Source organism: Pseudomonas sp. CFBP 13711 (assembly GCF_014842265.1).
GTDB lineage: Bacteria > Pseudomonadota > Gammaproteobacteria > Pseudomonadales > Pseudomonadaceae > Aquipseudomonas.
The window spans coordinates 1-23069 of sequence record NZ_JACYVI010000024.1 but is presented as its reverse complement, the minus strand read 5'-3'; the positions used below and the strand labels follow the sequence as shown (position 1 = coordinate 23069).

Annotated in this window: 20 protein-coding genes and 10 pseudogenes; 15 read left to right on the top strand and 15 right to left on the bottom strand. The window is 54.0% G+C overall.

All coding sequences use genetic code 11. The features are described from left to right. Nucleotides 1–52: 52 nt before the first annotated feature. Genes IFT47_RS26830 through IFT47_RS26815 form a run of 4 tightly spaced genes read right to left on the bottom strand, consistent with a single transcriptional unit; the run spans nt 53 to nt 4347 of the window. Nucleotides 53–1150 carry an ABC transporter ATP-binding protein gene (locus tag IFT47_RS26830; RefSeq protein ID WP_044310639.1) on the bottom strand — a complete coding sequence of 366 codons (1098 nt, stop codon included), beginning with the start codon at nt 1148–1150 and terminating at the stop codon, nt 53–55. A 56-nt stretch (nt 1151–1206) separates the two neighbouring features. Beyond that, nucleotides 1207–2040 (bottom strand): carbohydrate ABC transporter permease, encoded by an 834-nt coding sequence (locus IFT47_RS26825; protein WP_044310640.1) that lies wholly within the window; start codon nt 2038–2040, stop codon nt 1207–1209. A 10-nt stretch (nt 2041–2050) separates the two neighbouring features. Then, nucleotides 2051–2977 (bottom strand): carbohydrate ABC transporter permease, encoded by a 927-nt coding sequence (locus tag IFT47_RS26820; protein WP_192175083.1) that lies wholly within the window; start codon nt 2975–2977, stop codon nt 2051–2053. 59 nt (nt 2978–3036) lie between these two features. Next, nucleotides 3037–4347, bottom strand: a complete 1311-nt coding sequence (locus tag IFT47_RS26815; protein WP_103750996.1) for an ABC transporter substrate-binding protein — start codon at nt 4345–4347, stop codon at nt 3037–3039. Nucleotides 4348–4636: 289 nt separating this feature from the next. Here IFT47_RS26815 and IFT47_RS26810 point away from each other — a divergent pair, with 289 nt between their 5' ends. Continuing rightward, a complete protein-coding gene (locus IFT47_RS26810; protein WP_192175084.1) occupies nt 4637–5587 on the top strand; it encodes an AraC family transcriptional regulator in 951 nt (316 codons plus the stop codon). Between the two features lie 54 nt (nt 5588–5641). Beyond that, a complete protein-coding gene (locus IFT47_RS26805; RefSeq protein ID WP_044310644.1) occupies nt 5642–6532 on the top strand; it encodes a carbohydrate kinase family protein in 891 nt (296 codons plus the stop codon). A gap of 320 nt (nt 6533–6852) precedes the next feature. Here IFT47_RS26805 and IFT47_RS28420 read toward each other — a convergent pair whose 3' ends face one another. The 6 genes and pseudogenes from IFT47_RS28420 to IFT47_RS26775 all read right to left on the bottom strand — a co-directional run. After that, on the bottom strand, nt 6853–7254 hold the full coding sequence (locus IFT47_RS28420) for an HAD family hydrolase (RefSeq protein WP_192175085.1): 402 nt from the start codon (nt 7252–7254) through the stop codon (nt 6853–6855). Between the two features lie 414 nt (nt 7255–7668). Next, nucleotides 7669–7746: pseudogene (locus IFT47_RS26795) on the bottom strand (IS66 family transposase); the annotation flags it as partial. A gap of 9 nt (nt 7747–7755) precedes the next feature. Beyond that, nucleotides 7756–7959 (bottom strand): annotated as a pseudogene (locus tag IFT47_RS26790) (S24 family peptidase); the annotation flags it as partial. A 195-nt stretch (nt 7960–8154) separates the two neighbouring features. Continuing rightward, nucleotides 8155–8581 (bottom strand): annotated as a pseudogene (locus tag IFT47_RS26785) (LexA family protein). 63 nt (nt 8582–8644) lie between these two features. Then, the gene (locus IFT47_RS27800; RefSeq protein ID WP_342345405.1) at nt 8645–8863 is read right to left on the bottom strand and encodes a DUF1654 domain-containing protein; all 219 of its coding nucleotides are present in this window, start codon (nt 8861–8863) and stop codon (nt 8645–8647) included. Further along, nucleotides 8837–9388 (bottom strand): annotated as a pseudogene (locus IFT47_RS26775) (IS5 family transposase); the annotation flags it as partial. The pseudogene IFT47_RS26775 and the gene IFT47_RS27800, both read right to left, overlap by 27 nt. 455 nt (nt 9389–9843) lie before the next feature. On the opposite strand from IFT47_RS26775, the pseudogene IFT47_RS28415 reads away from it, so the two are divergent. Together IFT47_RS28415 and IFT47_RS28410 are read left to right on the top strand one after the other, a co-directional pair. Further along, nucleotides 9844–10902: pseudogene (locus IFT47_RS28415) on the top strand (methyl-accepting chemotaxis protein); the annotation flags it as partial. Next, nucleotides 10885–11757, top strand: a complete 873-nt coding sequence (locus tag IFT47_RS28410; RefSeq protein ID WP_446731170.1) for a methyl-accepting chemotaxis protein — start codon at nt 10885–10887, stop codon at nt 11755–11757. The pseudogene IFT47_RS28415 and the gene IFT47_RS28410, both read left to right, overlap by 18 nt. A gap of 269 nt (nt 11758–12026) precedes the next feature. On the opposite strand, the gene IFT47_RS26765 is transcribed toward IFT47_RS28410, so the two are convergent. Beyond that, the gene (locus IFT47_RS26765) at nt 12027–12413 is read right to left on the bottom strand and encodes a LexA family protein (protein WP_192175087.1); all 387 of its coding nucleotides are present in this window, start codon (nt 12411–12413) and stop codon (nt 12027–12029) included. On the opposite strand from IFT47_RS26765, the gene IFT47_RS27455 reads away from it, so the two are divergent. After that, on the top strand, nt 12348–12527 hold the full coding sequence (locus tag IFT47_RS27455) for a hypothetical protein (protein WP_192175098.1): 180 nt from the start codon (nt 12348–12350) through the stop codon (nt 12525–12527). The two genes, IFT47_RS26765 and IFT47_RS27455, sit on opposite strands and share 66 nt — an antisense overlap. 381 nt (nt 12528–12908) lie before the next feature. Here IFT47_RS27455 and IFT47_RS26760 read toward each other — a convergent pair whose 3' ends face one another. Then, entirely contained in the window at nt 12909–13817 is a 909-nt protein-coding gene (locus IFT47_RS26760; RefSeq protein WP_192175088.1) for a DUF4352 domain-containing protein, read from the bottom strand. Between the two features lie 90 nt (nt 13818–13907). Here IFT47_RS26760 and IFT47_RS26755 point away from each other — a divergent pair. The 3 genes and pseudogenes from IFT47_RS26755 to IFT47_RS26745 all read left to right on the top strand — a co-directional run. Beyond that, nucleotides 13908–14171 (top strand): annotated as a pseudogene (locus IFT47_RS26755) (transposase); the annotation flags it as partial. A 184-nt stretch (nt 14172–14355) separates the two neighbouring features. After that, nucleotides 14356–15135 carry a class D beta-lactamase gene (blaOXA, locus tag IFT47_RS26750; RefSeq protein WP_197984252.1) on the top strand — a complete coding sequence of 260 codons (780 nt, stop codon included), beginning with the start codon at nt 14356–14358 and terminating at the stop codon, nt 15133–15135. 39 nt (nt 15136–15174) lie between these two features. Next, on the top strand, nt 15175–15549 hold the full coding sequence (locus IFT47_RS26745; protein WP_192175090.1) for a cytochrome c: 375 nt from the start codon (nt 15175–15177) through the stop codon (nt 15547–15549). 27 nt (nt 15550–15576) lie between these two features. On the opposite strand, the gene tnpC (IFT47_RS26740) is transcribed toward IFT47_RS26745, so the two are convergent. The 3 genes from tnpC (IFT47_RS26740) to tnpA (IFT47_RS26730) form a co-directional block, all read right to left on the bottom strand. Continuing rightward, on the bottom strand, nt 15577–17103 hold the full coding sequence (tnpC, locus tag IFT47_RS26740; RefSeq protein WP_192175091.1) for an IS66 family transposase: 1527 nt from the start codon (nt 17101–17103) through the stop codon (nt 15577–15579). Between the two features lie 63 nt (nt 17104–17166). Next, nucleotides 17167–17502: an IS66 family insertion sequence element accessory protein TnpB gene (gene tnpB, locus IFT47_RS27795; protein ID WP_192175092.1), complete on the bottom strand. Its 336-nt coding sequence runs from the start codon at nt 17500–17502 to the stop codon at nt 17167–17169. Next, nucleotides 17499–17822: an IS66-like element accessory protein TnpA gene (tnpA, locus tag IFT47_RS26730; protein ID WP_192175093.1), complete on the bottom strand. Its 324-nt coding sequence runs from the start codon at nt 17820–17822 to the stop codon at nt 17499–17501. Before tnpA (IFT47_RS26730) ends, tnpB (IFT47_RS27795) begins: the two co-directional genes overlap by 4 nt. Nucleotides 17823–18231: 409 nt before the next feature. Here tnpA (IFT47_RS26730) and tnpA (IFT47_RS26725) point away from each other — a divergent pair, with 409 nt between their 5' ends. The 7 genes and pseudogenes from tnpA (IFT47_RS26725) to IFT47_RS26700 all read left to right on the top strand — a co-directional run. Next, complete coding sequence (tnpA, locus tag IFT47_RS26725) at nt 18232–18546, top strand: IS66-like element accessory protein TnpA (RefSeq protein ID WP_192175094.1); 315 nt, start codon at nt 18232–18234, stop codon at nt 18544–18546. Next, complete coding sequence (gene tnpB, locus IFT47_RS27785) at nt 18546–18881, top strand: IS66 family insertion sequence element accessory protein TnpB (RefSeq protein ID WP_181420228.1); 336 nt, start codon at nt 18546–18548, stop codon at nt 18879–18881. Before tnpA (IFT47_RS26725) ends, tnpB (IFT47_RS27785) begins: the two co-directional genes overlap by 1 nt. A 50-nt stretch (nt 18882–18931) precedes the next feature. Continuing rightward, nucleotides 18932–20457: pseudogene (gene tnpC, locus IFT47_RS26715) on the top strand (IS66 family transposase). 92 nt (nt 20458–20549) lie between these two features. Next, nucleotides 20550–20772: pseudogene (locus IFT47_RS26710) on the top strand (transposase domain-containing protein); the annotation flags it as partial. Nucleotides 20773–20932: 160 nt separating this feature from the next. Further along, nucleotides 20933–21715 (top strand): annotated as a pseudogene (locus IFT47_RS28405) (MCP four helix bundle domain-containing protein); the annotation flags it as partial. After that, nucleotides 21710–22573, top strand: coding sequence for a methyl-accepting chemotaxis protein (locus IFT47_RS28400; RefSeq protein ID WP_407073271.1), 864 nt, complete (start codon nt 21710–21712; stop codon nt 22571–22573). The pseudogene IFT47_RS28405 and the gene IFT47_RS28400, both read left to right, overlap by 6 nt. A 97-nt stretch (nt 22574–22670) precedes the next feature. Beyond that, a pseudogene (locus tag IFT47_RS26700) lies at nt 22671–22868 on the top strand (integrase core domain-containing protein); the annotation flags it as partial. Nucleotides 22869–23069: the final 201 nt, after the last annotated feature.

Sequence of the window (23069 nt, the reverse complement as noted above, 5' to 3'; positions counted from 1 at the left end):
ATCTACCTCTAATGTGGTGGCGCGCTCGTCGCCAAGCGCCGCCTGATTGGAATTAAGCTGCGCGCGATACGGCAGAGCTGACAGCAAGGCCGTTGTCGTCAAACAGGTGGCAATGAGCGACATCCAGGTTCAGATAGCGCTTGGCGCCATAAGGCATTTCACAATCGCCGTGAACACGGACGGTCAGGCTTTCTCCGGAATCCACATTCACGTGGCAGAACGTATCGCTTCCCAGCCGCTCCGTGACGTCAGTCGTGACCGGCACATGCCCCTCGGTTCCAAGCGTCAGATGCTCCGGCCTTACACCAACCGTGACGGACTGGCCGATCGACAACGCGCAGTTGTCGCGAGGAATAAGCAGAGTGGTTCCAGAGGCGAACCTGACCTCTACGCCTGATGCATTGACGGCCTGCACACGCGCCTGGAGGAAGCCCATCTTGGGTGTCCCGAGAAAGCCCGCAACGAACAAGTTGGCCGGGTGGTGGTAGAGATCGAGCGGCGAACCGATCTGCTCAATCCTCCCGGCGTTCAACACCACGACCTTGGTCGCCAATGTCATGGCCTCAACTTGGTCATGGGTCACGTAGATCATGGTTGCCTGGAGCTCCTTGTGAAGCCGCGACAACTCCAGCCGCGTTTGTACGCGCAATGCCGCATCGAGGTTGGACAGAGGCTCATCGAACAGAAAGATTTTTGGATTGCGGACAATGGCGCGACCAATAGCTACCCGCTGGCGCTGGCCACCCGAGAGCTGTTTAGGTTTACGATCCAGCAGCGCGTCGAGCTCAAGAATTCTGGCAGCCTCGGTGACCTTCCTATCCACATCTGGCTTCTTTTCACCGGCCAGATCCAATGCAAAGGACAGGTTCTTGCGTACCGTCATGTGTGGATACAAGGCATAGGTCTGAAACACCATTGCCAAGTCTCGCTTGGCAGGCGTCACTTCGGTGATATCCCGGCCATCGAGTTCGATGGTGCCGCTGGTCACGTCTTCCAAGCCTGCAATCAGGCGCAAAAGGGTTGATTTACCGCACCCGGACGGCCCAACGAACACCACAAATTCCTTGTCTCTGACCTCCAGATCAATTCCCTTGATGATGGACAGTCCTTCAAAACCTTTCTTCAGATTTTTTATTTTTAAAGTGGCCATGCGTAGAGTCCTATGTGAAGTTTGAGCCTTCGCCGCTTAACGAGCTGTTGCGGTCATCATTTGACGGCCCCGAAAGACAGCCCACGGACGAGTTGCTTCTGGCTGATCCAGCCGAAGATCAAGATCGGGGCGCAGGCCAATGTGGAGACGGCTGAAAGCTTCGCCCAGAACAAGCCTTCGGGGCTTGAGTAGGAAGCGATGAGCGCGGTGAGAGGTGCAGCGCTGGAGCTGGTCAAGTTGAGCGACCAAAAGGCTTCGTTCCAGCACAGGATCAGCGACAGCAACATGGTTGATGCCAACCCGCCCTTGCTGATGGGCAGCAAGACTCGCAGCATTTCCTGTCCCAAGGTCGCCCCGTCCAACCTGGCCGCTTCGAGGATCTCCCGAGGGATGTCTTTGAAGTACGTGTAAACCATCCAGACCACGATCGGCAGGTTGATCAGCGTGTAGATCACGATCAGCGCCAGCCGCGAATCCAGAAGACCTGCCCCCTTGGCAAGCAGGTAGATAGGCATCAAAACGCCAACGGGCGGGAGCATCTTGGTCGACAGCATCCACAGCAGGGTCTGCTTGGTGCGCTTGGTTTCGTAGAACGCCATGGAGTAGGCAGCGGGTACTGCAATCAACATGCAAAGGGCGGTGGCAGTGAACGAAATCAGTACCGAGTTCCAAGCGAAGTGGAAGTAATCACTTCGCTCCTGGATATGCAGGTAATTCTCCAAGGTCGGCATGAAGATGAATTGCGGCGGCGTCGCGAAGGCGTCGATCTCGGTTTTGAAGCTGGTCAACACCATCCAGAAGATAGGGAAGAACAGCAGCAAAGCAATGATCCAGGCCAGGCTTCCAAGTACTACGCTTTGGAGGCGCCGGGTTTGTTTGAGCGTCATCATGGCGTCGTCCTCAAGCTTTATCGGTCAGATTTTTGCCGATCATGCGCACCAGCACGATCGCCGCGATGTTGGCAATCACGACCGCGATGAGCCCGCCGGCTGACGCCATGCCCACATCAAACTGCACCAGCGCCTGGTTGTAGATCAGATACGCGAGATTGGTCGAAGCGAACCCTGGGCCTCCGTTGGTTGTGGTGAATATTTCGGCAAAAACCGAGAGCAAGAAGATCGTCTCGATCATGACCACCACCGCGATAGGCCTGGCGAGATGCGGCAGAGTCAGATGCCAGAAGATGGCCACGGCCCCTGCCCCATCTAACCTAGCCGCCTCTTTTTGCTCCTGATCCAGCGACTGCATCGCCGTCATCAGCAGCAGAATCGCGAAAGGCAGCCATTGCCAGGAAACGATGACGATGATCGAAAACAGCGGATAGTGGGCCAACCAATCGATGGGCTGAGCGCCGAAGAGCTTCCACACCGCTGCGAGGATCCCGGAGACCGGATGGAAGATCAGATTCTTGAAAATCAATGACCCTACAGTCGGCATTATAAAAAATGGCGAAATGAGCAGCACCCTAACTATGCCGCGTCCAAAGAACTCGCTCGCCTCCAGCAACGCGGCGATCAAAATGCCAAAAACGACACTGATGAGCAACACGCTGACCACCAGCACCAACGTATTGAAGGCTCCAGGCAGAAAACCGGAATCCGTAACGAAATAGGTAAAGTTTTCCAGGCCAACGAACCCGTTCTCGCCCAGGTTGAGCAAGTTGTACCGGATCACCGAAAAATAGACGGTCATGGCCAGCGGCACGATCATCCACAGCAACAAGAGTGCAACGGATGGCGAGACCAGAAACCATCCTGGGTTAAAAACTCGACGCGAGCGAGAAGAGGTCGAGCCCGATAGCGGAGCCCGGACAACTGAAGTGTTCATGATTGTCTACCTGTGCGGCGTTGACCGCCGGCGTTAGGCCGGCGGGTGTCGTGGGCCTGCTACTTTTTGGGGTAGCCCGCACGCTTCATCTCGCGTTCGGTGGTGGACTGCGCAGACGCCAGGGCCTGATCCACGGACATCTGGCCGGTCAGCGCCGCGGAGAACAGCTTGCCTACAGAGGTGCCGATCGACTGGAACTCAGGTATCACGACGTATTGAATACCCACGTACGGAACTGGCTTGGCTGAGGGCTGGGAGGGATCGGCGTGCTTCATCATCTGCAATGTAACCTGAGCGAACGGTGCCGCCTTCAGATAGGCATCGCTGTAGGTCGAAATACGAGTACCTGGTGGGACGTTGGTGATGCCGTCCTTGTCGGTGACGAGCTGGATGTATTCCTTGGAGGTCGCCCAGGTGACAAAGGATTTGGCAGCATCCTTGTGCTTGGATGTTGCTGGGATCGCCAATGACCAGGCGTAGAGCCAAGACGAGCCTTTGTCAGTGACCTCGGTCGGTGCAGGCGCGAAGCCAACGCTGTCGGCCACCTTGCTCTGCATTTTGTCCGTGGTAAATGATCCAGCAACGCTCGCATCGACCCATATAGCACATTTGCCGCTGTTGAACAGGGCAAGTGTTTCATTGAAACCGTTGCTTGAGACGCCGGGCGGCCCATACTTTTTCAGCGTATCCACATAGAAGGTAACGGCAGCCTTCCATTCAGGGCTATCAAGCTCTGGCTGCCACTTTTCATCGAACCACCGCGCACCAAAGGCATTGGCCATAGTGCTCAGCAGAGTTATGTTTTCACCCCAGCCAGCCTTCCCACGCAGGCACATGCCGTACTGATCTTTCGATGGGTCGTTGAGCTTGGCGGCGAATTCACCCAACTGTGACCAAGTTGGATTTTCAGGCATCGTCATACCAGCGGCCTTGAATAAATCTTTGCGGTAGTAGGTTACTGTGCTTTCACCGTAGAAAGGCAAAGCGTACAAGGTATTATTGACTGAAAGGCCCTGGCGAACCGCAGGGAAGATGTCATCGACGTCGTAGTCCTCTGGAAGATCGCTCATCGGCATCAACCAATTTTTCGCCCCCCACAAAGGAGTTTCATAGGTGCCGATGGTCAATATGTCGAACTGGCCGCCCTGAGTGGCGATGTCTGTCGTCAGGCGTTGGCGCAGTACGTTTTCTTCGAGTATGACCCAATTGAGTTTGATGTCGGGATGCTGCTGCTCGAAGACTTTGGAAAGCCGTTGCATGCGGATCATGTCGCCGTTGTTGACCGTCGCGATCGTCAGGGTCTCGGCGGCATGGCTGGCAAGGGCGAATGACAGACCAGCAGAAAGAATTAGCGCATTCGTAATCTTCATGGGGCTCTCCGCTCCAAGCCGGTTCGACTGGAGCTGTTATTGTTGTTGTGACCATTGCTGCTCGGATTCTGCCTTGGCGACAATGGTGTACGAGCCGAGTAGATCACTTTAAAAATTGAGTCTCAAACGAATGGCGGATGCTGCATTGATACTTTTTTGACCCTGCGGTTGCCACAGGTCATCGATAAAAAAAGTATCGATCTGCGGCAATAGGGGGGCTATCGGCTTGCGCAGAAATCGGCGTATGGTTAGTTCATTCGACCCATAGAACAAATAAAAGGGGCACTCGATGCCTGATAACCGCGCTGCTTTGTTTGAGCACCGACCCGCCGATCTCGAGGTCATCCTCCCAGGCCCTGATCAAAGCTTCCGGTGGTACGAGCACGACTATCCCTATGATCTTGCCCGCTGGAATCACCATCCCGAGTATGAGATTCATCTGATCAGGCAAGGCAGCGGCAAGCTGTTGGCTGGCGACTACATCGGCCCCTTTACCTCTGGTCATGTCGCGTTGATCGGCCCCGGCCTGCCCCATGACTGGATGGGCGATGTGCCGCCTGGCGAGCTCATTGCAGGTCGTGACGTGGTTTTGCAGTTTGATGGTGCGTCCCTGCTTAACCTCCGAGGATCGCTGCCAGAGCTATCGGAGCTGAAAACGCTGTTTGAACTGGCACAACGCGGTATCGAGTTCACCGGCACGACGGCGAGAGACGCTGCCGTCCTGCTTGAAAGCATTGGCCAAGCTCAGGGGCTTCAGCGCCTGATCCAATTTCTGGATCTTCTCGGTACGCTGGCCAGAGCACCGAAACGTGACATCCGGGTATTGGCCAGCGCGTACTACTCGCCGTCACTGGATGCTCGCAGTTCGGAGCGCATCAATCAGGCTTTCGACTATCTGATCAACGAGCTCACGTCCGACCTTCGGCTATCGGTTATCGCCGAGCGCGTGGGGATGAGTGAGGCTGGCTTCTCACGTTTCTTCAAACGAATCACGGGCCACGGATTCATCGACCTGATGCGCAAGCTACGCATTCAGCGCGCCTGCCGGCTTCTTGTCCAAACCCGGCTCTCGGTGGCGGGAATCTGCTTTGAGGTGGGCTACGAGAACGTGTCCAACTTCAACCGGCACTTCCGGCATGAGATGGATCAAACGCCCAGCGACTACCGGCGCACGACGGCCGTAACGCTCTTCAATCGCGACGGTGCTCACCAATCGCTACCCATTGCGCGGGTGCGCTGACCAAGGTTACGACTTCGGCCATGCGTCAACACGAATCCAATAGAGAGATTGAATATGCAATTGCCAACCGTTGTGGTGTTTGGTGAAGCCCTGACCGATGTGGTTCAACACGCGCCTGGGCACTGGCAAGGATATCCAGGCGGCGCACCTTGGAACGTGGCGAGGGCTATGAGCCGTCTCGGCATCCCAACAGCGTTTGCGGGTTCGATCAGTACTGACTCACTGGGCGACGAGCTTGCCGAGCAATCAAAAGCGGCGGGGTTGGACATGAGATTTCTTCAGCGAGTCGACGCCGATCCCTTGGTGGCGATCGTGCCCTCTAGCCACCCTCCGCGCTACTTCTTCGCCGGCGAAGCGGATCTGCATTTCGATGTGCAGCAACTCCCCGAGGGCTGGCTTGGCAGCGTTGAGCTTTGCCATTTCAGCTGCATCAGCCTCGCCCGTCAGCCTTTGGGCGATCGGCTGGTGGACGTAGCCAGGATGGTTAAGAAGAACGGAAAGATCGTCAGCTATGACCCCAATTGGCGGAACCTGATGGACAGCCGCTACCGCGAGGTTACGTTCCCCGCTATGGTCAGTCTTGCGGACATCATCAAGCTTTCGGATGAGGATCTGCGCCAGATCTATCCTGGGTTGAGTGAGGAAGAAGCGCTTGGGGAGCTACGCGGTATGAATGCCGCTGCACAGATCCTGTTCACCCGCGGAGCTCGAGGCATGGTGTTGTATGAGGACAATGGCAAGGTTGAACAGGCTGCAATTGCTATCCAGGTTGCTGACACTGTGGGTGCCGGTGACGCGAGCATGGCCGGATGGTTGGCCTCGCAGTTCTTGGGTATTCAGCAACCCCAAGCACGCCTGCAGTTTTCGGCAGCCTGCGCGTCGGTGTCTTGCAAGCATCCCGGGGCTTACGCGCCCAGCCGTGACGAAGTGGACTCCCTGCTCTAAAATGTTCTCATCTGAGGGAGTCACTGAAAGAAAACGCTTTCTATTTCACGTAGGAGATGCTCTGTTACGTAATCACTCACTTCTCAACACCAGCTATCCCGGCGTGAATTGAGTATGTATCTGGTGTGAGATGCGAACCAATATCACCAATTATATTGATCGTTGCGCCAAGGTGAACACTGAAAGACATCTGGATTGAGGTTCTTGGGAGCCGCGGCATAACGCGCGCGCAGGATAGGCAACGGCAACTTCGCGGCGTGCCTAAACCTCGTGCTTCGCGCCCTAGAGTCGGGCTTCCGGGCAGATTCGAGGTGCACCTATCACCTGTAACTCAAAACTGCTCCTGCGAATTGATGAAGATCGCTGAAGCCAGCGTCGTCGCCACGCCTCAGAAGGAAACCCTGGATCCCGACAACCTTAGGCCCATCCCGATCGCATTTGGGAGAATCACCGATCATTATTACCCGGCCTCGGCCTGCGAATTCGTTGCCTGGTTCAAGCCCCAGACGTTCGCACGTCTGCAGGTAGATCTTAGGGTCGGGCTTCATGCAACCCAGCTCATCGCTAAACCCATGCGTGGTGATAGTTGGGAAAAGTTGCTGAATGGTTGGGCCGTACGGACTCGCAAGATTTGAGCGAATCGCGATCTTCAGGCCGGCTTTCTGGAATGCTGAAATCGCGGCGACTGCGTCGGGGGAAAGGGCGAATGCTCGCCGGTTCACTGTGGAGGGCGTCCTCTAGCCGCATGAGCCGCGTTGGGGACAGTTTGATGCCAAAGTGTCGGCGCCGATGCCGAGGTGACGCAGTTGCCGAGATTTCACTGCCCCAGCCTGACTCCTCGTGAATCATTATCTGTGCTGGATTTTGCAGGTTTGGAGATGGTGCAGTCTTGCGTTGGCAGGTGGGTCAATCCAGGAGCAGCGCCAACATCATGGCCTCTACGTCCTGCTTGAAGCCGAGTGAGCAGTTAACCACCTCTGAGCTATCAGGAAACGGCCGATTCTGTTGAAAAGGTCAGTAATTGCCTTCAAGATGCGTGATATGCACTCATATGACCAGTTAGTCGCAATGATGCGCTAAAGCTTGTTGATCAGATTCAGCGCGATATCCGCGCGCCCCATTTTATCTTTGGGCTACACTTTCTGTGCTTCAACGAACTTGCGACGCGCATGGGCCCAGCATCCTAAACGCTCAACCCCAGCTTGGGCGCTTAAATCACCTGAGAACAAACCTGCTCCATTCATGCTATCTCCATCAATCTTTAAGAGATAAATGTGGGGAGGGCGGATGTCAAATAACTCATCCAAAGAGATGCGACTTTCTAGGTGATCAGCAGCTGGGGACGGAAATCCGGCTGGCACCTTGGCCAGGAAGAAGGGCAGCTCAATTGACGAGGGGCCTAACTGGCCGAGGAATTTTATGCTCATCAACCACGCTCCAACGAAGGCATAAGGCAGCACCGCGATCCGACCCTATGAGCTGAAAACGCCATCCTGTGGCTGAGCTGGACATCATCCGATAAACGGTTAGTAACCCTAATCAACTGTTTCATATGATACTTATCGCTTGTAACGGTTAACAGCGTTCCGGAACTGTTGCAATCAATAAGCGCGAAGACAGGTTCAGGCTTTTTCAGGGTCACGCACACTGTAGCGAACTACTCCCCATACGCTAAGCTCATCACCTTCGGTGATATAGCGATTTGGGTATAGTGGGTTTTCCGACTGCAACATTACTTGATCATTTTGCTTGTAAAGCCTCTTGCAAACAGGCTCGTTGTTAACTGCTGCGATCACTAAGTCGCCGTGATCAGCATCTCGGCTGCGGTCGACGATCACCAAATCGCCGCTGAAAATCCCCGCTCCTTCCATGCTGTCGCCGTCGATCTTCTCTAGGTAAGGGGGCCCTGATCTCGAACAGCTCGTCTAGCGAGAGATGCTTCTCGATGTGGTCAGCTGCAGGTGAGGGGAAGCCGGCAGGTACTTGAAACGCATAGAGAGGCAGCGAAGCTCCCCCCTCCTGCAGCTGTCCCAAAATCGTACAAGCCATGATGCTCACCGTGTGTTTCTTGAATATTTGATCCGCTACTCGCGGGCCGGGTAGGGGCGTTGATCAGTCGTCTTTGACGACTGTCCAGAATACTTGGACGCTGCCGTCGTCGCGGTGTGCAACCGTGACGTTGTCAGTGCTTTCCAGCTCTTCCAGGATCTGGGCCCAGTCCTCGGGCAAATCGTCCGGTAAGCGTTCAAGAACGGCATACTTACGTTTCTGTGCCATGGGATTGTTGATCGCCTTTTGGAGGCGTACCCCTAACTCATCGTCGGCACCAATGTGAGCTTTGGCACCGAAGTAATACTGGTTACCTTTCTTTGTCTGGTGCATTTCCGGATCGCGTGTTGCCGTCCCTGTCCTTGGTCGAACTGGGCGCATGAATCAACGTGGCATAGACCATGGTGCCTTGTCGCAGTGAAAACCACGGTCGCCCAGATAGCCATTGATCACGCCCAGAATACCAGCGGTCAACTTGTGCTTTTCCAGTAGGCGACGAAAGTTGAGGATAGTAGTTTCATCTGGGATCCGCTCCAGGCTCAGACCGGAAAACTGGCGCAAGATCGTCGTCTCGTATAGCGCTTCTTCCATCGCAGGATCGCTGTAACCGAGCCAGCTCTGCATGAGATGAACCCGGAGCATAGCCATCAAAGGATAGGCCGGACGACCACCTTCGCCCTTCGGGTAATGAGATTCGATCAGGGCAATCAAACCCTTAAAGGGTACGACCCGATCCTTCTCGATTAGGAACAATTCCTGGCGGGCCTGCTTGCGCTTACCGACGTACTCGGCATCGGCGAAGGTCATTTACTTCATTGAAAGGCTCGGCGATTGGTTTCCGGGAATTTCATCAAATCAGAAAGTCTTTTTCAGAGTTTCCTTAAGACTGCCTTGACCGTGACGGGAATTCTTACTGCCTGGAACAGGCAATTCAAGGTTGAGTCCTCGACAACAAGTCACATTGTCCCTTTGCTGCTACGGGCACCACCGAAGCTCTGGCCTAGACGGCAGATGAAGCAGCGGCATGTCGATGTAAACTTTGCCAGTTGAGAGTAGAACCATATGGAGGTCTGAGCAGCCGGCTGTCGGATTTTTAAATGATGGGCTAAAGAATAGAAACCGTGGCCGATTAATATGGCATATCGCCACGTGCGTCAGTCTGGCTTCTGACAAAGAGCTGTGATGAGGACGCCGGACGGTTAAAACTATAAAGAATCAACCTTAAACTATATCGCGATTAACCTGAATATCAAGGCCGAGATATGTCAAACAGTACCCGTAGACTCTTAAGTAACCTAAAAGTTCGTAACAAACTCATATTAGGATTTGCACTCCTCATATGCATGATTGTATTGATGGCGTATACGGGATGGAATGCAGCCCAAGTATTAAAGGACCGAAGTGATAGAAGTAGGGATGTATCACGCCTCAGTATGGCTGCTCGAGATATGCGTATTGAGCGCCTGGTTTATTCCCTAAAGGCAGACGATCTTCAGGCTACAAAGTGGTTGGCGGCCCTAGAGCATACACGCTCACATTTACAATCCATAAAACCAAATTTTGATAGCCAAGTTAACATAGCTTCTCTCAACGATGCCGAGAGAGTATTATCAAGCTACCGAAGCTTTTACGATGATACAGTCGCCGCTACAAAAGAACGTGAGGTGCAGATTGCTAACGCCGCGGCGTCAGCGGAGGCCGCTAATGAGATACTTGTGAAGATTGCCGACGCTGCCAACTCCGAATCAGGTAATCCGGAAGCGCGCAAACAACTCACTTTGCTCTTCATCACAGTGCAGAAAATGCGTGTCAGCTTCCGTGTCTACTTTGCCTCCCCTAATAAGGTTACCGAAGAAGCCGTTCGAAACGCAATCGAGGCGACGCTTGTACAGGCGAAGTCGTTCGAATCCACCGATATACCGAAAGAAAATCTGAATACCTTGATGAAGGTTCTGTCGGCGTATAAAAATCGCTTAGAATCGATAATATTGGCTCAGGCACGAGTGGATGAGGCCCAGGCAGGGATCACTTCCAGCATCACTCAACTCTTAAAAATAACTGATAATATGGATAAGCTTCAAGAGGAGCGACAAATCTCAGATGCAAGTGGCGCCCAAGGGGAGATTTTGGTATGGCTTTCGCTCTCAATTTTTCTTGGTATGTTAGGTGCCTGGCTAATAACTCGTTCAATTGTTCAACCCCTTAAAGATACAGTTTTGATTGTTGAGAAAATTGCTGCAGGTGATTTTACTTACCATGATGTGATCGTAAGACGTGATGAGTTAGGTATTTTGCAACGTAGCATGGTGCGTATGGCAACGAGCCTCAGAGAACTAATCACTCATATGAAAGACGGCGTAATACAGGTGGCGAGCGCGTCAGAGGAGCTGTCTGCAGTGACAGAGCAAACTAGCGTAGGGGTTAACTCACAAAAATCTGAGACGGACCATATCGCCACTGCAATGCAGCAAATGACAGCTACTACTCATCATGTCTCTCAGAATGCTGCGCTCGCAGTGACGACGGCGAAAAAAACGAGCCGATTAGCCACCCAAGGAGGGAGCACTGTTGATGAAACTCGATATCAGATAGAATCATTGGCACACGAGATGGATACGACCAAAGCGATGATGATAGAGCTGAGGGCTAACACTCAAAACATTGGCGGTGTTCTTGATGTTATAAAAGCAGTCGCAGATCAAACAAATCTTCTGGCGTTGAATGCTGCTATTGAGGCTGCACGGGCGGGAGAGGCTGGACGCGGATTTGCAGTGGTCGCGGACGAGGTAAGAGGACTAGCCTCGCGTACTCGCTCCTCGGCAGATGAGATTGCCCTTCTGATAAACGAACTGCAATCAAGTACGGACAATATGACCCAAGGCATTGAACACAATATCCTTCTGACTGAAAATAGCGTAGCGCTTTCTAGGAAGGCGAGTGAAATGCTCCTTGCCGTAAATACATCTGTTCAGGAGATAGAGGCGATGAACGTACAGATTGCGGTTTCTAGCGAACAACAAAGCAGGGTCGGTGAAGAGATAGGTAGAAGTATAGTCAGCGTCCGGGATATTTCGGATCAAACTGCAGCAGCTAGCGAAGAAACTGCTACATCTAGCTTAGATTTAGCTACTACTAGTGCTCGTTTGCATGAAATGATGAATAAATTTAAAGTCTAGAGGTAGGATGCACAGCGAGGTGACGGTGTTTACGCCGTCAGACCTGGCAACTGTCACCTGCGCCCTAACTGAATCGAGCGTTTAGCAGGTTTGCGGGGATTAGAGCCGCGTAGACGGCGGTACAACGGCGAATTCGCCAATACTACGCTAATGCTTGCGCTAGGTCTGGATTTGAAAAGATGCAAAAATCGCTGGGAAATGGTCTAGCTTCGTCAGTGATCATGCCATCAGGCTTGGAAAAAGTGCCAGGGCACATATCAGGCACTGCCTCAGCCGTGCTGACTGCTGTAAGACAAACAGCGGGCGTTATTGGCGTTGCATTGTTCGGTAGCTTCCTGGCCCACGGCGCAGTTTATACAAATGACGCCGGAAGAATTTTTTTCTGGTAGCCTTCTGCTTATGACGACGGGCATGACGCTACAGATACGGCCATATAAAATCGTTTCGCACACTGGCGATTTGGAATAAATGTTCGTTTGCACGATGACGCGATAATTACTATTCTCGGCCATGAAGATCAGTTGGCCATATCGATTATGCAGATGCTTGCACACGCACTCAGTTTTGGGTTGTGCACTAACGATATTGCCATGACGAGCCGTTTTGCTTCGGTCAACGATCACCAGGTCATCGCTGAAAATGCCGACACCTTGCATGCTGTCGCCCTGGATCTTAGCCAAGTGCACGTGTGGTGCACGGATTTCAAAAAGCTCATCAATTTAAAGGAAAGATGTCAACCCATGGACATCGGTTTGAATGAATATTTGTGAGGGTTTAGATTAGGTATTCGATGTCCATAGACCACACGCATTTTTCACAGAAACGGATCACGTGATGTCCATGACGACTACGCGAATTTTGTGGCGACGAAAGCTAGCGTGATTACGATGAGCCCGATCCAACAGTCCAAATTCATCCAATCTGGTTGTATAGCTGAAGCTCTTAAGCTCTCTGAGTCATGACTTAGGTAATTGCAATGACCTGGTCCCCCATTTGCATTCGACCTCACCAATCATTTACATCGGATTTGACCATCCCGCTGGGTGGCCATGACCGGCAGAAACGACGCGTAGCAGCCCTCACGCTCAGTAGCAGTCTGCCAAATTGTAAACATAAATCCGTAACCAACAGATGGCTGGCTATGGCAAAAATCAGGCTGACGGTAGGTAGGTACACCAGAGCTTGTGATCCTCGGCATTCCTACCGGGCTTCCAATAAACCTCGCCAGACAGCTCGTTAGGCACCTTGTAGACGATCTTCGTGTTGAGCTTGATGAGAGGGTTCAGCGATCGCAAACGGATTCCGTAGCCATCGCTCATGATGGTTTCAGTCGTATCGAATTTGAAATCTTTGTCATCCTTGCAGATGAACAAACTGTCTTCGAGTGGTAGCCGACCTTCGTTGTCAGTGTTCTTGAAGGTAGCGTTCACGGTGAGGAATCGCGCATCAGGATCTGGCTTCACGGCGGAGTAGCGGTTGCCGGTGTCGATGGATTTGCTGATGGTGCAGTCATTAACCGTCACATCGAAGTAGCCTACTTGACCATGCATGGCTTCCTGCTTCGATTTAAGCCCTTTGAGGTAGCTTGTGGCATAGGTGTTGTAGCTGTTTGTCGCGGAGTCGCCAATGGCGTCTATACGGCAGAAGAGAGTATCGGCGGTGTCCTTTGTCCACTTATGGTTCTTGTTCTGCTCAATGTGCGCATTTTCAACCACGGCAAGGTCATGGGTCATCTGCAATGCAATCCCTTTCTGCTTAGCTAGAGCCTTAATTTTCAGAACATCGGCATTGAAGTCTGTGTCTTTCCTGCGTGCGTAAAAGTCGGCCAAAATCGCATCTCTACCAAGCGAGAAGCGCAGAATCTGTGCTGTCGAAATGTTCTTCTGGTTAGAGAAAAAGTAGGCGTTCTCCTCCTCTGCGAGATTGGACCCATCGAACGTTACGGTTGAGCAATCAGGCAGTTCAGTCTTCGCTGTGCCCTTTTTGGCAGTTGCGGCAGGTGCGAGACCGGGTATTGCGAGACAGGTCATCAGAGCCAAAGCAAGGCGGCTGCGGTGCATTTCGAATCCTTTGTGCAAGTGGTGTTGTAGTGGTCTAATGATTCCGGACACTCATTTAGGCGAGAATATCGCCAGATATAGAGGTGTCTGATGACCAAACAACGCCGTACCTTTTCCATTGAATTCAAACGCGAGGCCGCAGGCCTCGTGCTCGATCAAGGTTATAGCCACATCGAAGCCTCCCGTTCGCTTGGGGTGGTCGAGTCTGCGCTGCGTCGTTGGGTGAGCCAACTCCAGCAGGAGCGCAATGGCGTAACGCCTCAGAGCAAAGCCCTGACGCCAGAGCAGCAGAAAATCCAGGAACTAGAAGCCCGGATCGCCCGTCTTGAGCGGGAGAAATCCATTTTAAAAAAGGCAACCAGGCTCTTGATGTGTAAGCGGACGGCGAACACACCTACCTAATTCCAGCCCGGGGCTGTATGCAATGTGCGAGAGGAGCGACATCCGCATCCGTTTGCCATGTGGAAGTTCATGAATGTAGTCTCTATGGCTTACTAGATCTCAAGGATTCGACTGTATGGCAGTACGGAAGCTGGGCATGGTGGTTAGTCTTTGGGTTGGGATGGTGGGTGGTGTAGAGGCGGGCCATATTTGTACTCTGATCAGCGATGTGAATATGTCCGCCATCCTTTATCAGCGTGGTGAGTGCTCGGCCCGAGTGTCACCTGCCTCCACATTCAAGCTGGCGCTTAGCCTGATGGGGTTTGATTCTGATTTTCTTCATGATCGACACAGCCCTGCGCTGGCCTATAAGCCGGGAGATCCTGATTGGGGAGGCCCTAACTGGCTTCAACCCACCGATCCTGAACGCTGGATAAAATACTCGGTAGTTTGGTACTCGCAGCGAGTAACCCATGCATTGGGGATTGCCCAAGTCGAGCATTACGCTAGATTGTTCGGATTCGGTAATGCCGATCTTTCCGGTGATCCTGGGGCGTCAAATGGACTTGATAGGGCTTGGATCAGCTCCTCGTTAAAAATCTCCCCCCTCGAACAGCTCCACTTTCAAGAGAAAATCGCTAGGCGAGAATTGCCTGTGAGTGAGAAAGCCTTCATCTTGACCTCCCGCATATCGCTCCTTGAAACTCATCCTGATGGATGGGAGATCCATGGTAAGACAGGTACCACTTATCCCCGTGACACAAGCGGCGTAAGCGATGAGTCTCGCGGGTACGGTTGGTTTGTAGGATATGCAACCAAAGGTAGTCGAACGTTAGCGTTCGTTCAACTGGAGCAAGATGAGAAGCCAAACAAAGTCCCAACCGGATTGAGAGTCAGGGATAGGTTCATTAGCACACTGTCCACTTTGGCTCAGTAGGGGAGATTTTACTGGTGCATTACATCAAGGAGAAGAAGAATGAGCGTTCGCAAGGGATTGTGGGCAATATCGGTAACGGTGGCGTGTTCTGCACCGGCTTACGCGGCCACCAACGGCAATGGAGAAAGGCTGTTTACCGAACGCTGCGCGATGTGTCATGGGGCGGACATCAGGGGCACAGGCCCTCTGGCTTACAAAAGCTCACCGCCGACGCCCGACCTGACGAGCACGGCATTCAAGAGACGTCTCGCAGAGTATCCTGGAGTTATCGTGTCGTCGGTAATACTGCGACCCAACGGCGATCTTATCCCTAAAACCTTGAAAGAGAATGGAGTGAAAGTGGCTCCGCATGCTTGGACGGTTAAGGACTTTCGTGATCTGAATGAATACATGGTTGAGATCATTAGGAGGTAAGCGTCCCTCGAAGTCACCTTGCACGACTCAGTCTGATACCCACTGATGCGGTAGTAGTTGCTCAATCTCACTTGCACGCTGCGTCGGCAGCCGCGTCAGCACATCTTTGAGATACGCATACGGATCGTGTCCATTCATGCGCGCTGACTGGATCAAACTCATGATTGCTGCCGCCCGTTTGCCGCTGCGAAGCGATCCGGCAAACAACCAGTTGGAGCGCCCGAGTGCCCACGGTCTGATCTGGTTTTCGACTGGGTTGTTGTCTATGGGGACGGCCCCATCTTCCAGGTAGCGCGTCAGCGCTACCCAGCGTTTAAGGCTGTAATCCAGGGCTTTGGCCGTCGCTGATCCATTGGGCACAAGATCGCGCTGGGTTAACATCCAGTTGTGCAGTGCTTTCGCCAATGGCGCTGCTTTTTCCCGTCGTATTCGACAGCGATCCTCGTCACTCATGTCTTGCGTTTGGCGTTCAACTTCGTACAAGCCGCCAATCGAGTGCAGCGCCTGTTCGGCCAACTGGCTTTTATTCGCCACGTGCAGATCGAAAAACTTGCGCCGGGCGTGAGCCATGCAGCCGATTTCGGTCATGCCCTTCTCGAATCCAGCCTTGTAGCCAGCAAAGTCATCGCATACCAGTTTGCCGTTCCACGCGCGGAGGAAGTTACGCGCATGCTCACCGGCGCGGCTCGGACTGAAGTCATAAACCACAGCCTTGAGCGCCGAAAACGGTGTGGTGCAGTAAGCCCAGACATAAGCGCGGTGCGTTTTCTTCTGCCCGTGCGCAAGCATCTGCACCGGCGTTTCGTCGGCGTGAACAACTCGCTGTGCCAAAACGCCTTCTCGCAAGGCATCAACCAGCGGCTGAAGCTGTGCACCGGTTTGACCTACCCATTGAGCCAGTGTGGAACGCGGGATCGCTAAACCGGCGCGCCCGAAGATTTTCTCCTGCCGATACAGCGGCAAGTGGTCAGCGAACTTCGCCACCATCACATGAGCGAGCAAACCTGCGGTAGGTATACCCTTGTCGATCACTTGGGCCGGTACCGGCGCCTGGATCAGTGTCTCGCATTGACGGCAGGCCCACTTTCCACGCACGTGTTGTTCGACGGTAAACACGCCTGGCGTGTAATCGAGCTTCTCGCTGACGTCTTCGCCAATGCGCTGGAGTTGGCAGCCGCAAGAGCACTCAGTGCTTTCTGGTTCATGATGAATGACGGTGCGTGGGAACTGCGGCGGCAACGGCGCACGCTTTGGTTTTTGGCGCGCCTCTTCTGGAGCCGGAGCCGGAAGCAGTGCCGTCAGTTCGGCATCAATAGCCTCAAGATCGGCGTTAAGCAGATCGTCGAGCAAGCTGCCTTGCCCAGGACTGATCTGCTCGCTGCGCTTGGCAAACCGGTGCCGCTTGAGGAGCGCGATCTCGTGGGTCAACTGCTCGATGATGGTGTCATCGCGGTGGCTCTTTCTGCCCATGGTGTCGACCTGCGACATCAACTGCGCAGCGAGTGCACGCAGTTGGTCAGGGGGCATTTGGTCGAGGTTGGGCAAGGAAGTCATGCCGTGAATTTTACCAAAGCAGACCGCCTGCGGCAGCAGGCTCAGGCTTTAATTACAGCCTTTTTAAAGGATCGTAATAGCACCGCCAGCCCCAACGCGCTGCCACGGCAGGCCAAGCACCAAGGCCTGAAGTTGTTCGGTATCCAGCTCCAGCTCGCTGCCATGTCGAATGCCTGGCCAGTGGAATTTGCCTTGGTTCAATCGCCTTGCGGCCAGCCAGACGCCGATCCCGTCGTGCACTAAAACTTTCATACAGTTGGCCCGGCGATTGGCAAAGAGATAAGCGCAGTGCGGCTTCGCCGCACCGAATACCGTAATGACTCTGGCCAAGGCGGTTTCTGTGCCTGCGCGCATGTCCATCGGTTCAGTGGCGAGCCAGATGGCCTCGATACGGATCATTGGGCAAGCTCGCGGATAAAACGGGCACACCCACCAGGATCTGAGGATGGCCACTTCACTGTAAGGTTTTGCTGGCCGAAAGGAACCTCGATGGTAACAGGCACTTGCTGACTGGGCTGAATGACAGACGCTAGATTTATCGGAACAAAGGCAGGCAACGCGGGCACCTGAGGATCACGGTAGATAGGTATCCACTTTCGAACCAGATTGGCATTGACGCCATGGCGCAGGGCTACGCTGGCTATCGAAACGCCTGGTTGCAGGCATTCCTGAACGATCTGGGCTTTAACGGGTTTGGGATAAGAAGTTCTTTTGCGCATGAAAATCCTGACGATAAGGGCAATGGTGTCCACGTATTGTTAAGTGGAGAACATCGCCCTTATTGCAGCGGTTTGATAGGTGACTTGGCCGGACGCTTACCTTGATGTCGGAAGAACACGAGCGCATGCGCTGATCGATCAGCTCGGTGCCCATGAGCCGATCGAGTTGCTGTGCGAAGCGTTCGAGATACCTCGCTCGTGCTACTACGACCACATACAGGTTCTCCATTCAGCGCCGCGATAACAATATCGCCGTGCTTAGCGTCACGACTTCGATCAACGATTACTAGTGCGCAGCCCGCAAAGCAACGTAACCGTCCGGTGATGTCACCTACCGAAATCCAGCATTAAGGGCGATGGTGTCCGCGTATTTTAAGCGGACGCGTTCGCCCTTATCGCCAGGATTTCCATGCGCCAACGAAGCTCTTACCCCAAACCATTCAAAGCCCAGGTCGTCCAGGAATGCCTGCAACCCGGAGCGACGATTTCCAGCGTAGCCATCCATCACGGCATCAACGCAAACGTGATCCGCAAGTGGCTACCGACTTACCGGGATCAATCGCCTGCAACCTTGCCGGCTTTCGTTCCGGTAAAAACAGTACCAAGGCGAGCAACAGAAGAGATGGTGATCATCTCGCTGCCTCTGGGTGATAAATCGATCATCGTAAAATGGCCAGCCTCGGATCCGGAAGGCTGCGCGCGTTTCATTCGTGGCCTGGACTAATGATTCGCGTCGATGCCATCTGGCTCGCCACCGAGCCTATGGACATGCGCGCCGGCACTGAGACTGCGTTGGCCCGAGTGGTCGCGGTATTCGGTGCGGCGAAGCCGCACTGCGCTTACCTTTTTGCAAACCGCCGGGCCAACCGCATGAAAGTCCTGGTGCACGACGGCGTCGGTATCTGGCTGGCGGCACGGCGTTTGAATCAAGGAAAATTTCATTGGCCGGGCATCCGTCGCGGGGCGGAAGTCGAACTCGACCCCGAACAACTCCAGGCGCTGGTACTGGGATTACCCTGGCAAAGAGTCGGTGCGGGCGGCGCAATTACATTGCTTTAAATGCTGCCTTTTAGCTGAAGCAGTCGGGCTGCTTTGGTAAAATCCAGCCCATGACTTCCTTGCCCGATCTCGACCAAATGACCCCCGAACAACTGCGCGCACTTGCTGCGCAGTTGATGTCCAAGGTCGATACTATGGGCCGAAAGATCCATCGCGATGAAACGATCATTGAGCAGCTCACTCACGAGATCGCCATCCTTAAACGGCACAAGTTCGCCAAGCGCAGCGAGCAGATCAGCCCGGCGCAGGGCAGCCTGCTCGATGACCTGCTCAATACCGACCTCGAAGCCATCGAGGCGGAGTTAAAAGCCCTTCATCCCGCACCTGCGCAGGAAGAGCCACGCCAGCAACCCAAGCGTGCGCCGTTGCCACCGCAGTTCCCCCGCACTGTAGTCCATCACGAGCCGGACAACACCCAGTGCGCGTGCGGCTGCTAGCTTCAGCGCATCGGTGAAGACGTCAGCGAAAAGCTGGACTACACACCGGGCGTGTTCACCGTCGAACAGCATGTGCGTGGGAAATGGGCCTGCCGGCAGTGCGAAACACTGATCCAGGCCCCGTACCCCCACAGGTGATCGACGAGGGCATTCCCACTGCCGGCCTGCTGGCGCACGTGATGGTAGCCAAGTTCGCCGACCACCTGCCGCTGTATCGGCAGGAAAAGATCTTCGGCCGTGCCGGTCTGGCTATACCACGTTCGACCCTGGCGCAGTGGGTGGGTCAAACCGGCGTGCAGCTTCAGCCGCTGGTCGATGCGCTGCGCGAAGTGGTGCTGGCCCAGCACGTGGTTCACGCCGATGAAACGCCGGTACAAATGCTGGCGCCCGGCGAGAAGAAAACTCACCGCGCTTATGTCTGGGCCTACAGCACTACCCCGTTCTCGGCCTTACAGGCCGTGGTCTACGACTTCAGCCCCAGCCGTGCTGGCGAACATGCGCGTAACTTCCTGGGCACCTGGAACGGCAAGCTGGTCTGTGATGACTTTGCCGGCTACAAGGCCAGCTTTGAGCTGGGCATCACCGAGATCGGCTGCATGGCGCATGCGCGCCGCAAGTTCTTCGACCTGCATGTAGCCAATAAAAGCCCGTTGGTGGAGCAGGCGCTTCACTCGATTGGCGGGCTTTACGAAGTCGAGCGACACGCCAAGGACATGAGCGACGAAGACCGTTGGCGATTACGCCAGGAAGCAGCCGTGCCCATCGCTGAAAAACTGCATGAGTGGATGCTGGCCCACCGCGAGCTTGTGCCCGAGGGCTCGGCTACGGCAAAGGCCTTGGATTACAGCCTTAAACGCTGGGTAGCGATGACGCGCTACCTGGAAGATGGTGCTGTGCCCATCGACAACAACCAGATCGAGAACTTGATCCGGCCATGGGCGCTCGGGCGGTCGAACTGGTTGTTTGCTGGGTCGCTGCGCAGCGGCAAGCGGGCGGCAGCGATCATGAGCCTGATCCAGTCGGCGCGCATCAATGGGCATGATCCGTATGCTTATCTCAAGGATGTGCTGACGCGGCTGCCGACGCAGCGGGCCAGCGAGATCGAGCAGCTGCTGCCGCATCAGTGGATGCCTGCCTGATCTGTGCAAGGTTTGTTTGCTGGCCGCTTACCCCTGGGTCAGTTTTCAATCAGTGCCAGCGGTAAAGCTCCACCAAAGTACAAGCACCTCAGATCGAGAATTTGATCCGGCCGCGTGCAATGGGGGGTAGAGCTGGTTGTTCGCTGGGTCGCCGCTCAGCGGCAAACGGGCGGCGACAATCATGAGTTTGATTCAGTCAGCGCGCGTGAGTGGCATGACCCATACGCCTATTTGAAAGATGTGCTGACGCGGTTACCGACACATCAAACCAGCAAAATTGGGCTGTTGCGACCGCATAAGTGGATGGGTGCCTGACTATCAAGAGGGATTTTCCTCACCGCTTAACGTAAGCCTCGTCGTGCATCGTAGCAAGGTGCATGACTTTGTGAGTATTAAAGTTTACTTCGCCCCTGCCGCTATTCTCTTCAAGGAAACGACGCCCCTAACCCTTTTTACCTCCTAATGAGTAATCCTTATGTCTTGGCTGAGAAGCCTGAAGCTGAAGTCCAAGCTGCTAACTGCATTTGGTCTATGCGCGTTGATCACGGTTGTTGTGGCAGTACTGGGTCAGTCCGGCATCGCCAAGCTGTATGGCCAACTGCAAGATACTGTGACCAACAACCTGGTATCGATCCAGAAAACCGACGCAATCAAGGCACACGCCATTGGCACCAACCGTGACTTTTTCAAGGCCATTGTGCTGACAGCTACGAACGCCAGCGCTGACGATATCAACGCCGTTATCCAGTCGTACCGCGATAATCAGTCCCAGGCTCAAGCTGCATTCAAAACTTACCGTGCCACCCCGCTAGACGCAGACGAACGGGCTGCGGGGGACGATTTCGAACGTGACTGGCCGGCCTACATTGCTGCTGTGGATTTGGGTTTCGCTGCGCTAAAAAGTGGCGATATGGAACAGGCTCGAAGGCTCGCTATAAACAGCGTTACACCGGCTTACCTCAAACTCGTTGCTGAGATCGAGATCATGATCGAGTCCAACACTCGCCAAGCTCTCGATGTCGCGAAAGCAGGCGAAAGCACTAACAACCAAGTGACTTGGGTGCTGATCGTGGGCTGCCTGATCGCCATGCTGTGTGCCGGCGTACTTGGAATGATCGTCACTCGCATGATTACCCGTCCGATTTACCTATCGGTCGAAGGTGCAGACCGCGTAGCTAAAGGCGATCTGACTCAGGCCATCGAGGTTCGGGGCACCGATGAAACTGGCCAGTTGTTGCAGTCTCTGTCCGTTATGCAAAGCAACCTCAAAGACACCGTGCAGCAAATTGCCGACGCCTCGAACCAACTGGCTTCCGCAGCTGAAGAATTGACTGCGGTTACAGAGGACAGCACGCGTGGACTGGTGCGACAAAACGACGAAATCCAACAAGCTGCTACTGCGGTCAACGAGATGACGGCTGCAGTGGAAGAAGTGGCGCGCAACGCAGCCAGCACCTCTCAGATCTCCAGCCAGACCGCTGAAGACGCATTAAAAGGGCAGAAGCAGGTACAGCAGGCTGTGACGGCTATCAATACTGTGACGGAGGAAATTACTGATTCCACAAAGCGAGTCGAGGCATTGGCCGGACAGATCTACGACATTACCAAGGTATTGGACGTCATCCGTGGTATTGCTGAGCAGACCAACCTGCTTGCTCTTAATGCTGCGATTGAGGCCGCACGTGCTGGTGAGCAAGGTCGTGGTTTTGCTGTAGTGGCCGACGAAGTACGTGCTTTGGCACACCGTACCCAGACATCCACTGGCGAGATCGAGGCTATGATCAGCAGGGTTCGTGGCGGGGCTGACGATGCGGTGCAGGCGATGGGGAAAAGTCAAAACCTCGTGCGCAGCACTCAATTACTTGCCACTGAAGCCGGCCTGGCACTAGAGCGGATCAGTAAAGGCGTCAGCCAGATTAATGAGCAAAACCTGGTGATAGCAAGCGCAGCAGAGGAGCAGGCTCAAGTAGCGCGAGAGGTGGATCGCAACCTGGTTAACATTCAGGACCTATCGACGCAGACGGCGGCGGGTGCCAACCAAACCAGCGCTTCTAGTCACGAGCTATCGCAGTTAGCAATTTCGTTTAATACATTGGTAGGGCAATTCCGATTGTAAGTCAGCACAATAAAAGTTTGTATTGTGTCCGCTTAAACGTGGGCACATTTTCATTCATGAATGTGTGAGTTCCGAAGGTGTGTTCGCCATCCGCTTACAAAGCAACGGCATGGCAGAGAGCTTCGTGAAGGCGATCAAGCGTGATTATGTGGCGCACATGCCCAAGCCGGATCGAGAAACGGCGCTGCGCAATCTGACGATTGCCTTCGAGCATTACAACGAGCAGCATCCGTACAACGCTTTAAAATATCGGTCGCCGAGAGAATTTAGGCGTTTGGCAGCAGCATCAATTTAACGGGGAGTTGGTGTCCGGTCTGGTAGGGGAAAGTCCATCGTTGCTTGAACGCATCCGACATCAAAGCCTCTCCTCTCAGCTCCGCAAGTCCTAAAAAGAAACCGGCTAGGTGAAACATTAGGGACTTCCTATGGCCGCCACCGAAGCAGCTTGCAAGGGACTTAACCTTCAGATCTGGGCGCGATAATCAACGTTGATTTT